Raw genomic sequence first — 15196 nt, 5'->3', positions numbered from 1 at the left:
GCAAGCGCCGCCGGGAACCAGCCAGGAAAGGAATGCGCATGTCAGACCCCGTCATTGCCGCCGCAGCAGAGATCGTGCAGCAGGCCGATCCGGCGGCGGTCCAGGTTCGCAGCTTCTTCGACGAAGCAACCTTCACTGTAACCCACGTGTTGTCCGATCCTGCGACCGGCAAGGCCGCGATCATCGACAGCGTGCTCGATTTCGATCCGGCATCGGGGCGCACGTCCACCACTTCGGCCGATGCCGTGATCGCCTATGTCCGCGAACAGGGGCTGGAGGTCGAATGGCTGCTGGAAACGCACGCCCATGCCGATCATCTGTCGGCCGCACCCTATCTGCAGGAACAGCTGGGCGGCAGGCTGGCGATCGGTCGCCACATCCTCACCGTGCAGAACGTCTTCGGCAAGATCTTCAACGAGGGCACCCGCTTTGCCCGCGATGGTTCGCAGTTCGACCATCTCTTCGACGAGGGGGACCGTTTCTCGGTCGGCTCCATTCCAGCCATTGCGCTGCATGTTCCCGGGCACACTCCCGCGGACATGGCCTATGTCATCGGCGATGCCGTCTTCATCGGGGATACCCTGTTCATGCCGGACTATGGCTCTGCCCGCGCCGACTTTCCGGGCGGGGATGCCCATATCCTCTACCGGTCTGTGCGGCGGCTGCTGAGCCTGCCTGAGGCCAGCCGCCTGTTCCTGTGCCATGACTACAAGGCGCCAGGCCGCGACACCTATGCCTGGGAAACCACGGTCGCGGAGCAGCGCCGCAGCAACGTGCATCTTCACGACGGCATCAGCGAAGACGATTTCGTGGCCATGCGCAAGGCACGCGACGCCACGCTCGATATGCCGCGCCTGATCCTGCCATCAATCCAGGTCAACATGCGCGGCGGGCATTTCCCGGAGCCGGAAGAAAACGGGGTCAGCTACCTCAAGCTTCCGCTGAACCAGCTCTAAGGCGATGGCGCTCGACACCATCCAGTACCTGCTCGGTGCCGGCTCCGGCGGTCTGATCGGGTTCACTCTCGGTCTGGTCGGAGGGGGCGGCTCGATCCTCGCCGTCCCGCTGATGGTCTATCTGGTCGGCGTGCCGCAGCCCCATGTCGCGATCGGCACCAGCGCCCTCGCGGTCGCGGCCAATGCGGCAGCTAATCTCGTTCCGCACGCCCGGGCCGGGACGATCAAATGGCGGTGCGCCGGAATGTTTGCTGCGGCAGGGGTTGCGGGGGCCTATGCTGGCTCGACCCTGGGCAAGGCAACGGACGGGCAGCGCCTGTTGTTCCTGTTCGCCTTGCTCATGCTGGTGGTTGGTGCCCTGATGATCCGCAACCGCAAGGATCCGGGAAATCCCGACGTCCAGTGCCGCCGCGAAAATGCGCCCAAAGTGATGGGCTATGGCCTTGGCACTGGGCTTTTTTCCGGCTTCTTCGGGATTGGCGGCGGTTTTCTCATCGTTCCGGCCCTGATGGCATCGACTGCGATGCCCATGCGCAACGCGGTCGGCTCGTCGCTCGTGGCCGTCACCGCTTTCGGGCTGACGGCAGCCGTAAACTACGCTTTGTCGGGACTCGTGGACTGGGCCCTCGCGGGTGTCTTCATCCTGGGCGGCGTCGCGGGAGGCATCGCAGGAACACTGCTGTCGCAGCGATTATCCGCAATGAAGGGGCTGCTCAACACTCTGTTCGCAGGGCTGATCTTCGTCGTGGCAATCTACATGCTGTGGCAAAGTGCAATTCGGTAATTACGAATGCCGCCGCCTGCGGCATCGATGTCTCCGCCCCATAATAAATATCTATTATGAATACATTTTGGTTGCGAAATCGGCGAACACTTCTCAACACTGTTCGCCGTGAACAGGAGAGCTGATCTAGCGTGACCGTCGAAATTCGTCAGCTCCGTTTCGCGGTCATGTCCGCAGACCTTCGCAGCTTCTCGAGAGCGGCGGCCAGACTCAATGTAAAACAAGCCACGCTAAGCCGAAGCGTTCTGCAACTCGAAGACAAACTTGGCGTCAAACTGTTCGGGCGTACGACCCGGGGCGCTGAACCGACCGAAGCCGGCAAGGTCTTCCTCGAGACCGCACGCCGAATCATTACCGATCTCGATAATCTTCAGACCACGGCGCGGGCGGTCGGTTACGGCGAGCAGGGCCGCCTTGCTGTCGGTTATTGCTCCTCGCTGATGGCCGGCCATGTCAAGGCTGCCTTCTCGGACTATCTGACCAGGTTTCCCGATGTCCAGTTCGACGGGGTCGAAGGCGATCCGGACAAGCTTTGCAGCGATCTCAGAGCCGGGATGATCGACGTTGCGATCGCCCCGCACGGCAGCGAGGAACAGGGGATTGCCTCGCGCCCGGTCTGGTCCGAGCGGCTTGTCGCCGCGCTCTATCCTGCGCATCCTTTGCTTGAGGAAAGCCGGATCTACTGGGGCGATCTTCGCCGCGAGATCTTTGTCGTCCCGCGCCAGGGAATCGGTGAGATGATCCGCAATCTGATCACCGCGCGCGTTACAGGGCAAGGCTATCGCCCCAACATCATCACCCAGGAAACCAGCCTCGAGAGCGTGCTAAGCATGGTCCCGGTCGGCCGGTTCATCACCATCGCCACCGAAGCCTCGATGGGGGTTGCATGGCCGGAGCTGCAGTTCCGGGACATCTATGACAATGGCGGCACCGCCCGGATCGACTTTGCCCTCTACTGGCGCGAGGATAACGAGAACCCCGCGCTGCAGCGCTTTTTCACGATGATCAACGAGCGTTATCCGGCCTGAGCACGTCTCGCTTTGGCAAAGGCGCGGTCGCTGGCGACGAATCGTTCCAGCATCGGCACAATCAGGCGTTCGACCGTCGGCGCGCCCGCCGCGGCCCCACCATTCACTGCTGCCGCATAGGCCAACAGCTCGCGGTGCAGCCGCGCGGGCAGCTCGATTGTCAGCCGGACCGGTTTTTCGTCGGCAATGTCCGAAAGCTTAAGGCGGGTCATTGGCCCGCTCCCAGAATAAGGTCGCGCGTCACCAGCACCCGCACCGGAAAGCCGGGCCGGATGGTCAATGTCGGCCGCACGTTGAGCTCCCGGCTGACGATCTGCTCGCCGGCGCGATTGATGCTGTCTTGTGTGCCGCGCCGGAACGCGCGGGCCAGGTTGCCATCATCGCCTGAGCCGAGTTCCGCACCAGCGCCCAGCAGGGTCGAGACCAGCGCGGCCTTGAGTACCCCGCCCCAGTGGTAATCGGTGCCGTCCTGCAGCCCGGCAAAACCTTGCGTGTCGGCGGCGGGCTGCCGCTCGAGCACCACCGAGCGGCCATCAGGCAGGATCAGCCGGTTCCAGGCGAGCAGAACCCGGTTCTGGCCGAAGGCGACATCAGCGTCGTAGTCGCCGATCAGCCGCGCGCCTTGCGGGATCAGGAGGATCCGTCCCGTCGGACTGTCATAGACGTTCTGGGTCACCTGGGCCGTCACCAGCCCGGGCAGGTCCGAACGGATGCCCGTGATCAGCGCCGCCGGGATGACCGAACCGGCCTGGAGGATCGCAGGGGCTGCGAGGCCAACGAGCCGCTCGGAAGAAACGGTTCGCCGGTCACTGGCTCGGTCGAGAAAGGCCTGCCGGCGCGCGGCATCGGAAGAAGGGGCCGTAGCGGGCGCAGAGCTTGGCGGGTCGCCTCCTGCAGGCGGGCTGGCCAAGCTCCCGCCAACCGAGCCGGTTGTGCCACCTGCGAAGAACAGACGGCTGCCGCGAGCCGCTTCGCGTTCCTGCTCGGCGCGCTGTCTGGCAGCTGCGGCTGCATCGGCAGCGGGATTTGGCGCAGGCCCGGAACCTGCCGGCGGCAGGGCCGCCACATCGCCGCGCTTCTGGGCATCGAGGATCGGCTTGCCAAGGTCACCGGGGAGCGGAGGACCGAGCTTGGGCACCTGGCCATAGTCCTTGGGCGCGCCGGCGAGATTGTCGGCCACGGCGACACCATCGGTATTGTAGAGTTCCTCGGCACCTTTTCGTCCCTCGGGCTGGAGGGCGTAGATCAGGGCACCGCAGACCAGCGCACAGGCAGCAGCCGAGGCAAGTCCGATGGCCTTGCGCGACAGGCGCATGACGCGCGGGGGATCGCCGCGCAGCTTCACCGCGCTTTCGGGATCGACCAGCGGCTGCTCCCGGTTTTCGTTGTCGGCCGCCCCGGTCATGACCGGCCCCGGCGCGCGGTGACGATCCGCACCTTGTCCTGGCCCTTGCGCCCGCCGAGCCGGAGCTCGGCAGCGGCAAAGAGCCGGTCGACAATCATGTAGCGTCCCGAGACGCGGTAATTGACCAGTTCGGCCTCGCCGCGCGCGCCCAGCACGAACAGCGGCGGCAATTCGCCTTGCGCAATGCTTTCCGGAAACTCGATGAAGACTCGCGTGCCGTCATCGAAGGCACGCAGCGGTCGCCAGGTCGGCTTGTCGCCTGCGATCCGGTAGCCGAAGTTGAGATTGGCAAGGTCCATGCCTGCGGCAACGGGCGCGGCGCGCTCAGCCTCGGCACGATCCCGCCGCAGGGCAATCAGTTCGTCCTCCGGGTAGGCCCAGGAAACCGAGGCCATGTAGACGGAAGGGTTGGCGCGCAGTTCGAGATGATAGGTGCGCCGGTCGGTGTTGATAACGAGATTGGTGGCGATGTCGGGCCGGATCGGCTTGACCAGAATGTGGACCTGTTCGCTCGCTCCGCTGCCGCTGACGGTATCGCCGATCATCCAGCGCACGGTATCGCCAGCAGCAACCGGACCAAATCCGACCAGGCGTTCGCCGGGCTGAAGCGCAATGTCGGTGACCTGCCCAGGCTTGGCATAGACCTGATAGAGCGCGCCCCTGGTGAAGGGATAGAGCTGGATCGCGTTGACGAAGCCGGTGCGGTCAGGCTGCACCCGCGCGGCATCGTTTGCCGCTCCCACCTGATCGCGCGGAGCGGGGTGACTCCGGGTCAGGCGGGAGCGGCCCGCAGCGGGGGGCTCCGCCTGCGGCAAGGGTTTGAGCTGACCGGGAAGCGGCAGCGGTACGGGGATCGCCACCACCCGGGCGCCCGAAGCAGGCGCCTGCGATGTCTCGCTGACCGTCGCAGGCGCGGCAGGCGGGGACGCCGGGTGTTCCCGGGCCTGCAGGGGATAGACGAGCGCGAGGCTCGAGCTGAGGGCAGCGAAGGTCAGGGCGCGCGCCGCGCGCCGGGTCTGACTGATCATGATCCGAGTTCCTTTGACCAGTTGATGGCATTGACGAAGATGCCGAGCGGGTTCTTACGCAGGGCATCGGGAGTGCGCGGGGGCTGGACCACGGTGGTGAGGATCGCGGTCCAGCGGCTTGTCTCGGCGAGACTACCGTCGCGGTAGCGGCGCTCGACCCAGGCGACCCGGAAGCTGGTCGGCGATGCGCGGATCACGCTGGTGACATCGACGCCAACCTGCTCCCGCCCGATGAGGGCAAAGGGATCGTTGGTCCGGGCATAGTCGTTGAGGGCGAGCGCGCCCTTGTCGGTCGCGAAATCATAGGCCCTGAGCCAGTTCTGGCGCACGACGATCGGATCGTCGGGGATGCTGCGGACCTGCTCGATGAAGCGCGCGAGGTGGAAAGCGACCTGAGGATCGGACGGTGCAAAACCGGCGTCGGCAGGGGCCACGGCCTGGGCTTCGCCCAATTTGTCGACCTCGACCACCCAAGGCACAATGCTGCCGCGTGCGCCCTGCCAGATGATCCCGGCGGTCAGGCAGGTCGACAGGCCCAGCGCGCCGAAAAAGGCGATCCGCCAGTTGCGGGCCTGAACGCGGGCCGATCCGATCCGGTCATCCCAGACCTGGGCGGCGCGCTGGTAGGGCGTTTCGGGTTCGGGAGTCCTGCCGTAGCGGATCGAGGGTCGTCGGAACATGCGTCAGTCCTTTTCCGAGGTATCGATGGAAGCGCCGGCACCGCTGCTGTCGCCGGCCTTGAGTGTGTGGGCAGCGATGGTCGCGCCGTGAGTGATGGTCTGCCGGTCCTTCATGGCCCTGGCCCAGGCGGGCGGGCCGGCTTCGCCATCGGTTGGCGGCGGCGGCGGAGTGTTGGGACCGGGGGTAATCGTGCCGCCCGTATTGGTGATCGCGGCACGGCCGCCATCGCGGAATGACTGCTTCATGCCTTCACCGGCCTTGCGCAGCGGCGAAGTTGCTGCGCCGAGCGCAGCGTCACCGACCGCTGCCATGCCGGATCCGACGGCAGCTGCGCCCCTCTTGCCCGCCGAGCCCATGGCATAGGCGGTGGTGGCGCCGCCGGCGGCGCGCGATGTGCCATGGGCAACACTGGAAGCCGCACTGGCAACCGCGCCACCTGCCAGTTTCGCACCGGCGACAGCTCCGGCAGCAGCACCGCCCGCCATGAGCGCGGTTCCGGCAGCGGCGCCTGCGCCAAGCTGCGGTCCGCCAGCGACAATGCCGTTGGCAATGCCGGGACCGAAAATGCCCAGACCAAGCAGGGTCAGGCTCGCCAGCACGATCGAGAGCGCATCCTCGATCGTCGGCTCGGCCGGAATGGCGCTGGTGAATTCCGAAAAGATGGTCGAGCCGATGCCGACGATGACCGCCAGTACGAGAACCTTGATCCCGCTCGAGATGACATTGCCGAGCACGCGCTCGGCCATGAAAGCGGTCTTGCCGAACAGGCCGAAGGGGATGAGCACGAAACCGGCGAGCGTGGTCAGCTTGAACTCGATCAGCGTGACGAACAGCTGGATCGCGAGGAGGAAGAAGGCGATGACGACCAGCGCCCAGGCGACCAGCAGGATGATGATCTGCAGGAAATTCTCGAAGAAGCTGACGAAGCCCATCAGATCCGAGATCGCCTCGATCAGGGGCCGCGCGGCATCGAGCCCGACCTGGGCGACACGGCCGGGCTGGAGCAGTTCGCCTGCCGAAAAGCCGGTGCCGCTGGCCTTGAGGCCGAGGCCGGCGAAGCTCTCGAAGACAATCCGGGCGAGGTTGTTCCAGTTGCCGATGATGTAGGCGAAGATCCCCACAAACAGGGTCTTCTTGACCAGACGGGCGATGACGTCGTCCTGCTCGCCCCAGGTCCAGAACAGCGCGGCGAGCGTCACGTCGATGACGATCAGCGTGGTCGCGATGAAAGCGACCTCGCCCGACAGCAGGCCGAAACCGGAATCGATGTAGCGTGAGAATATGTCGAGGAAGCGGTCGACGACGCCGGTGCCACCCATGTCACTGGTCCTGTACTGACGGTTGGTGAAGGTGCGGCGGCTCGGCTTGTGGGGCCGGTGACGGCTCTCCGCCTTCGATCCCGAGGAAGCGCCGCCGCTTCTCGGCCCAGGCCGCGCGGCAATCGGGTGACGACAGCGCAAGCTCGCCCATGGCGGCGCAGGCCTTCAGCTGTGCGGGCAGCGGATCGCCGTCCGGCTCCCAGACGGTGACCATCTCGGGCAGAGGGACCTCTCGCTCTTCGCGCATGGTCAGCACGGTCATGGTCAGCGCGACAGCGACAAAGGCTCCGGCTGTGATCCGCGCGAAGAGCTTGGTCTCCATGGCGTTCAGTCCCGATAGAGCTTCGTGCTCACCGGCACGTAGCCGCGGCCCGGCGCCACGAAGCGGCGCAGCTGCTCGCGGGCCTGGGCCTTGGCGGCAGCTTCATTGGCGGCATCGAGCGCCTGGGCCCGGTTCATTGCCGCCATCGTCGCGATGAGATCGGCGAGCTGTTGCGACTGCAGCGCGAGCAGCTGGTTTCCGGCTTGTGCTGCCTGAAGCGCGCCAGTGGCCGACTGGCTGGCAGTGACCAGGCTCTGCACGGCGGTGCGGGCACCTTCGATGTTCTGCACGGCTCCGGCCTGTACTTTGAGCGCATCCTCGAAGGCCCCGACGCTGGTGCGCCAGCGCTCTTGAGCGTTGCGGACCATGTCGCGCTGCGATCCGGTCAGGCTGGCGGGCGAATAGTTGCGGGCGAATTCGCGCTCGATCGCCTGGACATCATAAGCGATACCCTGGGCCTTGCTCAGCAGCTGCTGGGTCTGCCGGATCTGCTGCTGGAGCGGCTCGAGCACGGTCAGCGGCAGGGCCTGCAGGTTGCGCGCTTCGTTGATCAGCTGCGTTGCCTGATTCTGCAGCATGCGGATCTGGTTGTTGATCTGCTCGAGCGTGCGGGCTGCCGTCAGCACGTTCTGGGCATAGTTGGTGGGATCATAGACGATCCCGCCGAACCCGAACTGGGCATGGGCCGGGGCGGGCATGATCGCAGCCGCACCGAGTGACAGCACAGCCGCGCCTGCCGCGAGGATCGGCCGGAGGCCCGGGGGTTTACGGGGCGATTTCATGGGCACTACTCCTTGGGTTGGCCCACAGCTTGATCGCTGCGGGCGGGGGAAACAGGATCTGCGGGAAGCATGTCGGCGGCCCAGGCGAGACCGCGATGCCTTAGCCAGGCCCGGGCAAAACCTGCGGTGCCATGGGTCTCGGTCAGCTCGCTGATCACCAGCTGGTCGGTCTTCGAGGAGGCGGCGGCAAAGGCGAGTGCAACCTCGCCGAGGCCCAGTTCGAACAGGCGGTTGCCGCGGGCTGACTGGCAGTAATAGTCGCGTTTGGGGGCCGCGCGGGCGATGATCTCGATTTGCCGGTCATTGAGGCCGAACCGGCGGTAGACCGAGAGGATCTGCGGCTCGATCGCCCGTTCGTTGGGCAGGAAGATGCGGGTCGGGCAGCTCTCGATGATAGCGGGCGCGATCGCCGAGGTTTCGATGTCGGCAAGGCTCTGGGTCGCAAAGACCACGCTCGCATTCTTCTTGCGCAGCGTCTTGAGCCACTCGCGCAGCTGGGCGGCGAACGCCGGGCTATCGAGGACCAGCCAGCCCTCGTCGATGATGATGAGGGTCGGCGAGCCATCAAGGCAGCCTTCGATGCGGTGAAAAAGGTAGGAGAGCACGGCAGGCGCGGCGGCCGAACCGGTCAGCCCTTCGGTTTCGAAAGCCTGGAATTTGCCTTCGCCAAGCTGCTCGGCCTCGGCATCGAGGAGCCGCCCGAAGGGCCCGCCGATGCAATAGGGCGCGAGCGCCTGCTTCAGGGCCTGCGACTGGAGCAGCACGGCAAGACCGGTGAGCGTGCGCTCGGCAACCGGCGCGGTCGAGAGCGAAGTCAGGGCCGACCAGAGATGCTCCTTGGTCGCCGGATCGACGGTTACGCCCTCGCCGGTCAGGATCGCCTGGAGCCATTCCGCCGCCCAGTTGCGCTCGGCAGGCTCGTCGATCCGCGCAAGGGGCTGGAGCATGACAGCGCCGGCGCCATCGCCTGCCAGACTGGTTCCGAGATCCTGCCAGTCGCCGCCGCAGGCGAGCGCTGCCGCCCGGATCGAGCCCCCGAAATCGAAGGCGAAGATCTGCGCGCGGTCATACCGCCGGAACTGCAGCGCCATCAGCGCGAGCAGGACCGATTTGCCCGCTCCGGTCGGTCCGACGATCAGCGCATGGCCGACATCGCCGACATGGAGCGCAAAGCGGAACGGGGTCGAGCCTTCCGTGCGGGCATAGAATAGGGGCGGCGCCCTGAAATGGGCGTCCCATTCCGGCCCGGCCCAGACTGCGGAGAGCGGGATCATGTGGGCGAGGTTCAGGGTCGAGATCGGGGGCTGGCGGACATTGGCGTAGACATGGCCCGGCAGCGAACCGAGCCATGCCTCGAGCGCGTTCATGCCCTCGACGATGACCGTGAAATCGCGGCCCTGGATGACCTTTTCGACGAGGCGGAGCTTTTCCGCCGCCATGGCGGCATCTTCGTCCCAGACGGTGACCGTGGCCGTGACATAGGCCATGCCCTGAAGGTCCGAGCCCAGTTCCTGCAGCGCCGCATCGGCATCGGCGGCCTTGTTCGAGGCGTCGCTGTCGAGCAGCGCCGAGGCCTCGTTGGTCATGACCTCCTTGAGGATCGCGGCAACCGACTTGCGCTTGGCGAACCACTGGCGGCGGATCTTGCCCAGTAGCTTCGTCGCATCGGTCTTGTCGAGCATGATCGCCCGGGTCGACCATCGGTAAGCGAAGCCTTGCGAATTGAGCTCGTCGAGGATGCCCGGGAACGTCGCACTCGGAAAGCCGACCACGGTCAGGGTGCGCAGATGGGCTTGGCCGAGCCTGGGTTCGAGACCCCCGGTCAACGGTTCGTCGGCCAGCAGCGCATCGAGATGCATCGGCGTCTCGGGGACGCGCACCCGATGATTGCGGGTCGAGATGCAGCTGTGGAGGTATGTCAGTGTCTCACTGTCACCCAGCCAGGCGGCTTCGGGCACGAAACCTTCGATGAGGCGCAGCAGCCGGTCGGTGCGATCGCTGAACAGCTCCAGCAGTTCACGCGCCTGTACGCCCTTGTGGGCCTTGCCTTCGTAGAGCCAGCTCTCGGCCCGCGCGGCATCCTCGGCGGGCGGCATCCACAGCAGCGTCAGATAATAGCGGCTCTCGAAATGGGCGCCTTCCTCGGCAAACTGGGCGGCGCGCTCACGCTCGACCAGGGCCGAGGCCGGATCGGGGAAGTCGCTTTCCGGGTAGTCCTGCGCTGGGCGGCGCACCGCTTCGACGAAGATTGCCCAGCCCGAACCGAGGCGGCGCAGCGCGCTATTGAGACGCGCAGTGGTCGCAATGAGCTCGGCAGGGGTCGCGCTGTCGAGATCGGGCCCCCGGAAGCGGGCAGAGCGCTGAAAGCTGCCGTCCTTGTTGAGCACCACGCCGGGCGCGACCAGCGCCGCCCAGGGCAGGAAGTCGGCGAGGCGGTCAGCCTTGTTCCGGTATTCGCGAAGCGAGAACATGGAGCGTCACACCCTCAGGAAATTGGGGAAGCGCAGGTGCCGCCGGGCGACATCGACGAATTGCGGATCGCGCCGGGCCGCCCAGACTGCGACCATGTGGCCGAGCGCAAAGAGGACGAGACCGGCGATCCACAGGCGCAGACCAAGCCCGATCGCACCGGCCAGCGTCGCATTGGCGATCGCGAGGCCGCGCGGCGCGCCGCCGAGCAGGATGTGCTCGGTCAGCGCCCGGTGGACGGGCACGACGTAACCCAGCGGCAGTCCAGGCGGCGGAGTCTCCATCAGACCAGCGCTCCGCCGCCGAACGAGAAGAACGAGAGGAAGAAGGACGAGGCCGCAAAGGCGATCGACAGGCCGAAGACGATCTGAATCAGCCGCCGAAAACCGCCGGAGGTGTCGCCGAAGGCAAGCGCGAGGCCGGTGGCGATGATGATGATCACCGCGACGATCTTGGCGACGGGCCCCTGGATCGATTCGAGGATCGACTGGAGCGGGGCTTCCCACGGCATGGACGAGCCGGCGGCATGGGCCGGCATGACCGTGACTAGGGCGGCGGCGGCAGCGAGCATGATCGCGGACGCGCGATTGCGGGCGCGGGCAAGGGTTCGGGTCATGGGCATTCTCCTTCGGTTGGGGGAACAAGGGGGATGAGGCGGTAGTCGCCCGCGGCATCGAGGCCTTCGACGCGGACCAGTTCCGCAAGGCGCCGGCCGGTGCCGTCGCGAACAAGCACGGCGACGACATTGATGGTCTCGGCAATGAGGGCGCGCGGCACCGTGACCACGCTTTCTTGGATCAGCTGCTCGAGCCGCCGCAGCGTGCCGAGCGCAGAGCCGGCATGGATCGTTCCGACCCCGCCGGGATGGCCGGTGCCCCAGGCCTTGAGGAGATCGAGCGCCTCGGCGCCGCGCACCTCGCCGATGGGGATCCGGTCGGGGCGCAGCCGCAGGGCCGAACGCACCAGATCGGAAAGCGAGGCTACGCCATCCTTGGTGCGCAGCGCCACCAGATTGGGCGCGGCGCATTGCAGCTCGCGCGTATCCTCGATCAGCACCACCCGGTCGCCGGTCCGGGCGACCTCGGCGAGGAGCGCATTGGTCAGCGTCGTCTTGCCGGTCGACGTCCCGCCCGCGACGAGGATATTGGCCCGCGCCGCGACCGCGGCAGCAAGAGCATCGGCGAATGCCGTCGGCATGATCCCGGCCGCGACATAGTCCGCCAGAGTGAACACCGTGCCTGCCGGCTTGCGGATCGCGAAGCTGGGCGCTGCCACCACCGGCGGCAACAGCCCCTCGAACCGCTCCCCCGTCCCGGGCAATTCCGCCGAGACCCGTGGTGCGCCTGAGTGCACCTCAGCACCCACATGATGCGCGACAAGGCGGATGATCCGCTCACCATCGGCGGCGGACAGCACCGCGCCCGTATCGGCAATCCCAAGCCCGAGCCGATCGACCCAGAGTCGTCCGTCGGGATTGAGCATGACTTCGATGACCGCCGGCTCTTCCAGCCAGGCACCGATTTCAGGGCCGAGCGCCGTGCGGAGCATGCGCGCACCGCGCGTTGCTGCCTCGGACCGGATCGGAATGACGCTCATCGCTGCCTCGCAATTGCGCGCACCGACAACCGGCCCGCGTGACGAGGCAGATCAAAAGGGCATCAGATCACGGCAGGGCAACAAGCATTTGCTGCGAGCAAGGCGCAGCGTGCCCATAGAAGCACTGGCGTAAGCGGCGATGAGGGAACCAGAGCGTTTGGCGCGTCGTACCCTAATTCAGATTCCGGGCCCGTTTCTGACATAAGGCGTCGCATATGTCAGAAACGTCCTGGCCCATGGGCAGGGCCGCAACCTTCAGCGCGCCAGGCGCTGCTCACTCTCCATCCGCCGTGCAAGGGCTGAGACGAAAGCCGTAAACCGCTCCTGCGCTTGGGCCTGCGCGGCAGGAAGCTGGCTGTCCGGCAAGGCCGGGTTGGAGATGAGCCAGGTCCGCACGAACAGGGCGATGGCCTCGTTGCCGACCTCGACATGGTAATCGAGCTTGTCGAGTTGCCGCGAAATCCGGTCCAGCCGCCGGCTGAAGGCGGCTTCCATGCGTTCGGAACTGTCTGGCGACAGGAACGATGCCAGCGCTGCTTCGACGACGGCTGCCTGCGAAACCCGCTTGCGTGAAGCGTAGTGAGCCAGCTGGTCGGCAAGCTGCGGCGGCAGGCGGAAGGTGTGGCGGGTGCGCTTCACAGTTCGATCCCGTCGCCAGGGTCAAGCGCCGCCTGACGGGCAACTGTCCGCATGCGATCAGCTTGCCGCCGGCTTTGCGCCAGGTCTTCCTCGATCATCGGTTCCTCAAACTCGAATTCGCTGACCACGCGCGGCGGGAGGATGATTTCCTCATGCTCCGGCAGTTCCGGCTCCCGCCTGATGCCGCCATTGTCCGCGTCACAATCGTCGTCGTCCGTCGGAGCCGGGTGCTTCTGCGCTGTTGGGGACTGGATGATCATATCCGCCCAGGTACCGGCATTTGCGATATTCGGTGGTGCCTTCCTGCACTCTGGCGGCGGCAGGATGCGCGCGCTCAATCGTCGATCCTTGAAATAGTGCGCCTTCTTGGCCCGGATCGGATGCAGCCCGGCCAGCATCACGATCTCGTCGTCGACGGGCAGTTGCATGATCTCGCCCGGCGTCAACAAGGCCCGGGCCGTCTCGGAGCGCGACACCATGAGGTGGCCGAGCCAGGGAGATAACCGGTGTCCGGCATAGTTCTTCATCGCCCGCATTTCCGTGGCAGTACCGAGCGAATCCGATACTCGCTTGGCGGTGCGCTCGTCATTCGTCGCGAAGCAGACCCGTACATGACAGTTGTCGAGGATCGCGTTGTTCTGGCCATAGGCCTTCTCGATCTGGTTCAGTGATTGGGCAATCAGGAAGGCCTTGAGGCCATATCCGGCCATGAAGGCCAAGGCGCTTTCGAAGAAGTCGAGCCGGCCCAACGCGGGGAATTCGTCCAGCATCAACAGGACGCGGTGCCGCTTGCTGTTGGCCTCCAGTTCTTCGGTCAGCCGCCGTCCGACCTGATTGAGGATAAGGCGGATAAGCGGCTTCGTCCGACTGATGTCGGAAGGCGGCACCACGAGGTAGAGGGTGGCCGGCTGCTTGCCCGTCACCAGGTCCGTGATCCGCCAATCGCATTGCCGGGTGACCTCCGCGATAACCGGATCCCGGTAGAGGCCAAGAAACGACATGGCGGTCGACAGGACGCCGGATCGCTCGTTCTCGGACTTGTTGAGCAGTTCGCGGGCAGCGCTGGCGACAACCGGATGAACACCGGCTTTTCCCAGATGCGGCGTTGCCATCATGGCGGTCAGCGTCGCCTCGATGGTGCGGTGGGGGTCCGATAGGAAGGCTGCCACGCCGGCCAGGGTCTTGTCCGGTTCGGCATAGAGCACATGCAGGATTGCGCCGACGAGCAGCGAATGGCTGGTCTTCTCCCAGTGGTTGCGGCGTTCAAGTGAGCCTTCGGGATCGACGAGGACATCCGCGATGTTCTGAACGTCTCGGACCTCGGCCACACCGCGCCGGACTTCCAGCAAGGGGTTGTAGGCTGCCGAGTTGGCATTCGTCGGGTCAAACAACAGGACCCGGCTGAACTGCGAGCGGAAACCGGCTGTCAGGTTCCAGTTTTCGCCTTTGATGTCGTGGATGATGGCTGAGGCAGGCCAGGTCAGCAGGGTCGGAATGACAAGCCCGACGCCCTTGCCGCTGCGGGTCGGCGCGAAGCAGAGAACGTGCTCCGGACCGTCGTGGCGAAGATAGCTCTGCTCGTACTGGCCCAGCACGGCGCCGTGATCGCCCAGCAGTCCCGCGCCAGTGATTTCGGCCCCATCGGCCCATCGCGCGGAGCCAAAGGTCTCGGTCCGTTTCAATTCGCGCGCCCGCCAGACCGACATGGCAATGGCGACAACGACGGCGGCAAGCCCGCTGGCGGCAGCAATCATGCCGCCCGTTTCAAAGACCTCCGGGGCATAAGCTTCGAAGCTGAACCACCACCAGAAAATCGCGGGTGGCGGATAGACCGGGTGACCGAAGGCAAAGCCCATCGGTGCTCCCAGCTCGGGCTGATATCCCAGGGCCGCCGCCGTCCACTGGGTGGCACCCCAGACGCCAACCACCACGATGAGCAGAACGGTTGTGATCTGCCCCCAGAGAATGCGGGTTCCTGACATGACTGCGCTCCTTCAGGGAACGCTGGTCAGACAAAAGACAGGCTTCAATACGAGATTGTCATGGGCCGCAGCGTGGCGAAGGATTAACAAGGGTTCGGTGAAAATTTTACTGCTCTCGGGCATCGGCCATTGCGAACTGGACACGAAATTTACTACTCATTTTCAATGTCGGCTTATGCCCATGCCGATCTGCTTTCATCGATAA

General features: G+C 65.6%; 17 protein-coding genes and 1 pseudogene. 4 read left to right on the top strand and 14 right to left on the bottom strand.

Features of this window, described 5'->3' with window-relative positions; all coding sequences use genetic code 11:
• The first annotated feature begins 38 nt into the window (after nt 1-38).
• The 3 genes and pseudogenes from HGI46_RS09290 to HGI46_RS22105 form a co-directional block, all read left to right on the top strand.
• A complete protein-coding gene (locus HGI46_RS09290; protein ID WP_168903955.1) occupies nt 39-956 on the top strand; it encodes an MBL fold metallo-hydrolase in 918 nt (305 codons plus the stop codon).
• Nucleotides 957-960: 4 nt separating this feature from the next.
• Nucleotides 961-1740 carry a sulfite exporter TauE/SafE family protein gene (locus HGI46_RS09285; RefSeq protein ID WP_168903954.1) on the top strand — a complete coding sequence of 260 codons (780 nt, stop codon included), beginning with the start codon at nt 961-963 and terminating at the stop codon, nt 1738-1740.
• Nucleotides 1741-1907: 167 nt separating this feature from the next.
• Nucleotides 1908-2003 (top strand): annotated as a pseudogene (locus HGI46_RS22105) (LysR family transcriptional regulator); the annotation flags it as partial.
• Here the strand turns inward: HGI46_RS22105 and HGI46_RS22100 are convergent.
• Complete coding sequence (locus HGI46_RS22100; RefSeq protein WP_240946708.1) at nt 1971-2192, bottom strand: hypothetical protein; 222 nt, start codon at nt 2190-2192, stop codon at nt 1971-1973. The pseudogene HGI46_RS22105 and the gene HGI46_RS22100 overlap by 33 nt on opposite strands.
• Between HGI46_RS22100 and HGI46_RS09280 the strand changes: the two genes are divergently transcribed.
• Entirely contained in the window at nt 2181-2768 is a 588-nt protein-coding gene (locus tag HGI46_RS09280) for a LysR family substrate-binding domain-containing protein (protein WP_240946698.1), read from the top strand. The two genes, HGI46_RS22100 and HGI46_RS09280, sit on opposite strands and share 12 nt — an antisense overlap.
• Here HGI46_RS09280 and HGI46_RS09275 read toward each other — a convergent pair.
• The 13 genes from HGI46_RS09275 to HGI46_RS09215 all read right to left on the bottom strand — a co-directional run bounded on the left by HGI46_RS09275 (nt 2756) and on the right by HGI46_RS09215 (nt 14991).
• Nucleotides 2756-2980 (bottom strand): DUF2274 domain-containing protein, encoded by a 225-nt coding sequence (locus HGI46_RS09275; protein WP_168903952.1) that lies wholly within the window; start codon nt 2978-2980, stop codon nt 2756-2758. The genes HGI46_RS09280 and HGI46_RS09275 overlap by 13 nt on opposite strands.
• On the bottom strand, nt 2977-4173 hold the full coding sequence (locus tag HGI46_RS09270; RefSeq protein WP_168903951.1) for a TrbI/VirB10 family protein: 1197 nt from the start codon (nt 4171-4173) through the stop codon (nt 2977-2979). Before HGI46_RS09270 ends, HGI46_RS09275 begins: the two co-directional genes overlap by 4 nt.
• Nucleotides 4170-5201, bottom strand: coding sequence for a P-type conjugative transfer protein TrbG (trbG, locus tag HGI46_RS09265; RefSeq protein WP_168903950.1), 1032 nt, complete (start codon nt 5199-5201; stop codon nt 4170-4172). Before trbG ends, HGI46_RS09270 begins: the two co-directional genes overlap by 4 nt.
• Nucleotides 5198-5881 carry a conjugal transfer protein TrbF gene (gene trbF / locus HGI46_RS09260; RefSeq protein ID WP_118072670.1) on the bottom strand — a complete coding sequence of 228 codons (684 nt, stop codon included), beginning with the start codon at nt 5879-5881 and terminating at the stop codon, nt 5198-5200. Before trbF ends, trbG begins: the two co-directional genes overlap by 4 nt.
• A 3-nt stretch (nt 5882-5884) precedes the next feature.
• Nucleotides 5885-7201 carry a P-type conjugative transfer protein TrbL gene (gene trbL, locus HGI46_RS09255; RefSeq protein WP_168903949.1) on the bottom strand — a complete coding sequence of 439 codons (1317 nt, stop codon included), beginning with the start codon at nt 7199-7201 and terminating at the stop codon, nt 5885-5887.
• Nucleotide 7202: 1 nt separating this feature from the next.
• A complete protein-coding gene (trbK-alt, locus tag HGI46_RS09250) occupies nt 7203-7523 on the bottom strand; it encodes a putative entry exclusion protein TrbK-alt (RefSeq protein ID WP_168903948.1) in 321 nt (106 codons plus the stop codon).
• Nucleotides 7524-7528: 5 nt separating this feature from the next.
• The gene (gene trbJ / locus HGI46_RS09245; RefSeq protein WP_168903947.1) at nt 7529-8305 is read right to left on the bottom strand and encodes a P-type conjugative transfer protein TrbJ; all 777 of its coding nucleotides are present in this window, start codon (nt 8303-8305) and stop codon (nt 7529-7531) included.
• A gap of 5 nt (nt 8306-8310) precedes the next feature.
• On the bottom strand, nt 8311-10776 hold the full coding sequence (gene trbE / locus HGI46_RS09240; RefSeq protein ID WP_168903946.1) for a conjugal transfer protein TrbE: 2466 nt from the start codon (nt 10774-10776) through the stop codon (nt 8311-8313).
• Between the two features lie 6 nt (nt 10777-10782).
• A complete protein-coding gene (locus tag HGI46_RS09235; protein ID WP_168903945.1) occupies nt 10783-11058 on the bottom strand; it encodes a VirB3 family type IV secretion system protein in 276 nt (91 codons plus the stop codon).
• Nucleotides 11058-11390, bottom strand: coding sequence for a TrbC/VirB2 family protein (locus HGI46_RS09230; protein ID WP_118072665.1), 333 nt, complete (start codon nt 11388-11390; stop codon nt 11058-11060). The genes HGI46_RS09235 and HGI46_RS09230 overlap by 1 nt, the downstream gene beginning before the upstream one ends.
• A complete protein-coding gene (gene trbB / locus HGI46_RS09225) occupies nt 11387-12370 on the bottom strand; it encodes a P-type conjugative transfer ATPase TrbB (RefSeq protein ID WP_168903944.1) in 984 nt (327 codons plus the stop codon). The genes HGI46_RS09230 and trbB overlap by 4 nt, the downstream gene beginning before the upstream one ends.
• Before the next feature lie 255 nt (nt 12371-12625).
• Nucleotides 12626-13009, bottom strand: coding sequence for a CopG family transcriptional regulator (locus HGI46_RS09220; RefSeq protein WP_168903943.1), 384 nt, complete (start codon nt 13007-13009; stop codon nt 12626-12628).
• Entirely contained in the window at nt 13006-14991 is a 1986-nt protein-coding gene (locus tag HGI46_RS09215; protein ID WP_168903942.1) for a conjugal transfer protein TraG, read from the bottom strand. Before HGI46_RS09215 ends, HGI46_RS09220 begins: the two co-directional genes overlap by 4 nt.
• Nucleotides 14992-15196: the final 205 nt, after the last annotated feature.

Origin of the sequence: Novosphingobium sp. ERW19, from assembly GCF_012641315.1 — a bacterium.
Taxonomy (GTDB): domain Bacteria; phylum Pseudomonadota; class Alphaproteobacteria; order Sphingomonadales; family Sphingomonadaceae; genus Novosphingobium.
Note: the sequence above shows the minus strand (reverse complement) of the source record. Positions and strands in the feature narration are given on the sequence as shown.

Bases quoted from the DNA above. Each gene is read 5' to 3' on its own strand.
- trbL (WP_168903949.1), bottom strand. From the start codon at position 7,201: ATGGGTGGCACCGGCGTCGTCGACCGCTTCCTCGACATATTCTCACGC.
- HGI46_RS09235 (WP_168903945.1), bottom strand. From the start codon at position 11,058: ATGGAGACTCCGCCGCCTGGACTGCCGCTGGGTTACGTCGTGCCCGTC.
- trbG (WP_168903950.1), bottom strand. From the start codon at position 5,201: ATGATCAGTCAGACCCGGCGCGCGGCGCGCGCCCTGACCTTCGCTGCC.
- HGI46_RS09290 (WP_168903955.1), top strand. From the start codon at position 39: ATGTCAGACCCCGTCATTGCCGCCGCAGCAGAGATCGTGCAGCAGGCC.
- trbB (WP_168903944.1), bottom strand. From the start codon at position 12,370: ATGAGCGTCATTCCGATCCGGTCCGAGGCAGCAACGCGCGGTGCGCGC.
- HGI46_RS09280 (WP_240946698.1), top strand. From the start codon at position 2,181: ATGGCCGGCCATGTCAAGGCTGCCTTCTCGGACTATCTGACCAGGTTT.
- HGI46_RS09270 (WP_168903951.1), bottom strand. From the start codon at position 4,173: ATGACCGGGGCGGCCGACAACGAAAACCGGGAGCAGCCGCTGGTCGAT.
- HGI46_RS09285 (WP_168903954.1), top strand. From the start codon at position 961: ATGGCGCTCGACACCATCCAGTACCTGCTCGGTGCCGGCTCCGGCGGT.
- HGI46_RS22100 (WP_240946708.1), bottom strand. From the start codon at position 2,192: ATGGCCGGCCATCAGCGAGGAGCAATAACCGACAGCAAGGCGGCCCTG.
- HGI46_RS09215 (WP_168903942.1), bottom strand. From the start codon at position 14,991: ATGTCAGGAACCCGCATTCTCTGGGGGCAGATCACAACCGTTCTGCTC.
- trbF (WP_118072670.1), bottom strand. From the start codon at position 5,881: ATGTTCCGACGACCCTCGATCCGCTACGGCAGGACTCCCGAACCCGAA.
- trbK-alt (WP_168903948.1), bottom strand. From the start codon at position 7,523: ATGGAGACCAAGCTCTTCGCGCGGATCACAGCCGGAGCCTTTGTCGCT.
- trbJ (WP_168903947.1), bottom strand. From the start codon at position 8,305: ATGAAATCGCCCCGTAAACCCCCGGGCCTCCGGCCGATCCTCGCGGCA.
- HGI46_RS09230 (WP_118072665.1), bottom strand. From the start codon at position 11,390: ATGACCCGAACCCTTGCCCGCGCCCGCAATCGCGCGTCCGCGATCATG.
- HGI46_RS09275 (WP_168903952.1), bottom strand. From the start codon at position 2,980: ATGACCCGCCTTAAGCTTTCGGACATTGCCGACGAAAAACCGGTCCGG.
- trbE (WP_168903946.1), bottom strand. From the start codon at position 10,776: ATGTTCTCGCTTCGCGAATACCGGAACAAGGCTGACCGCCTCGCCGAC.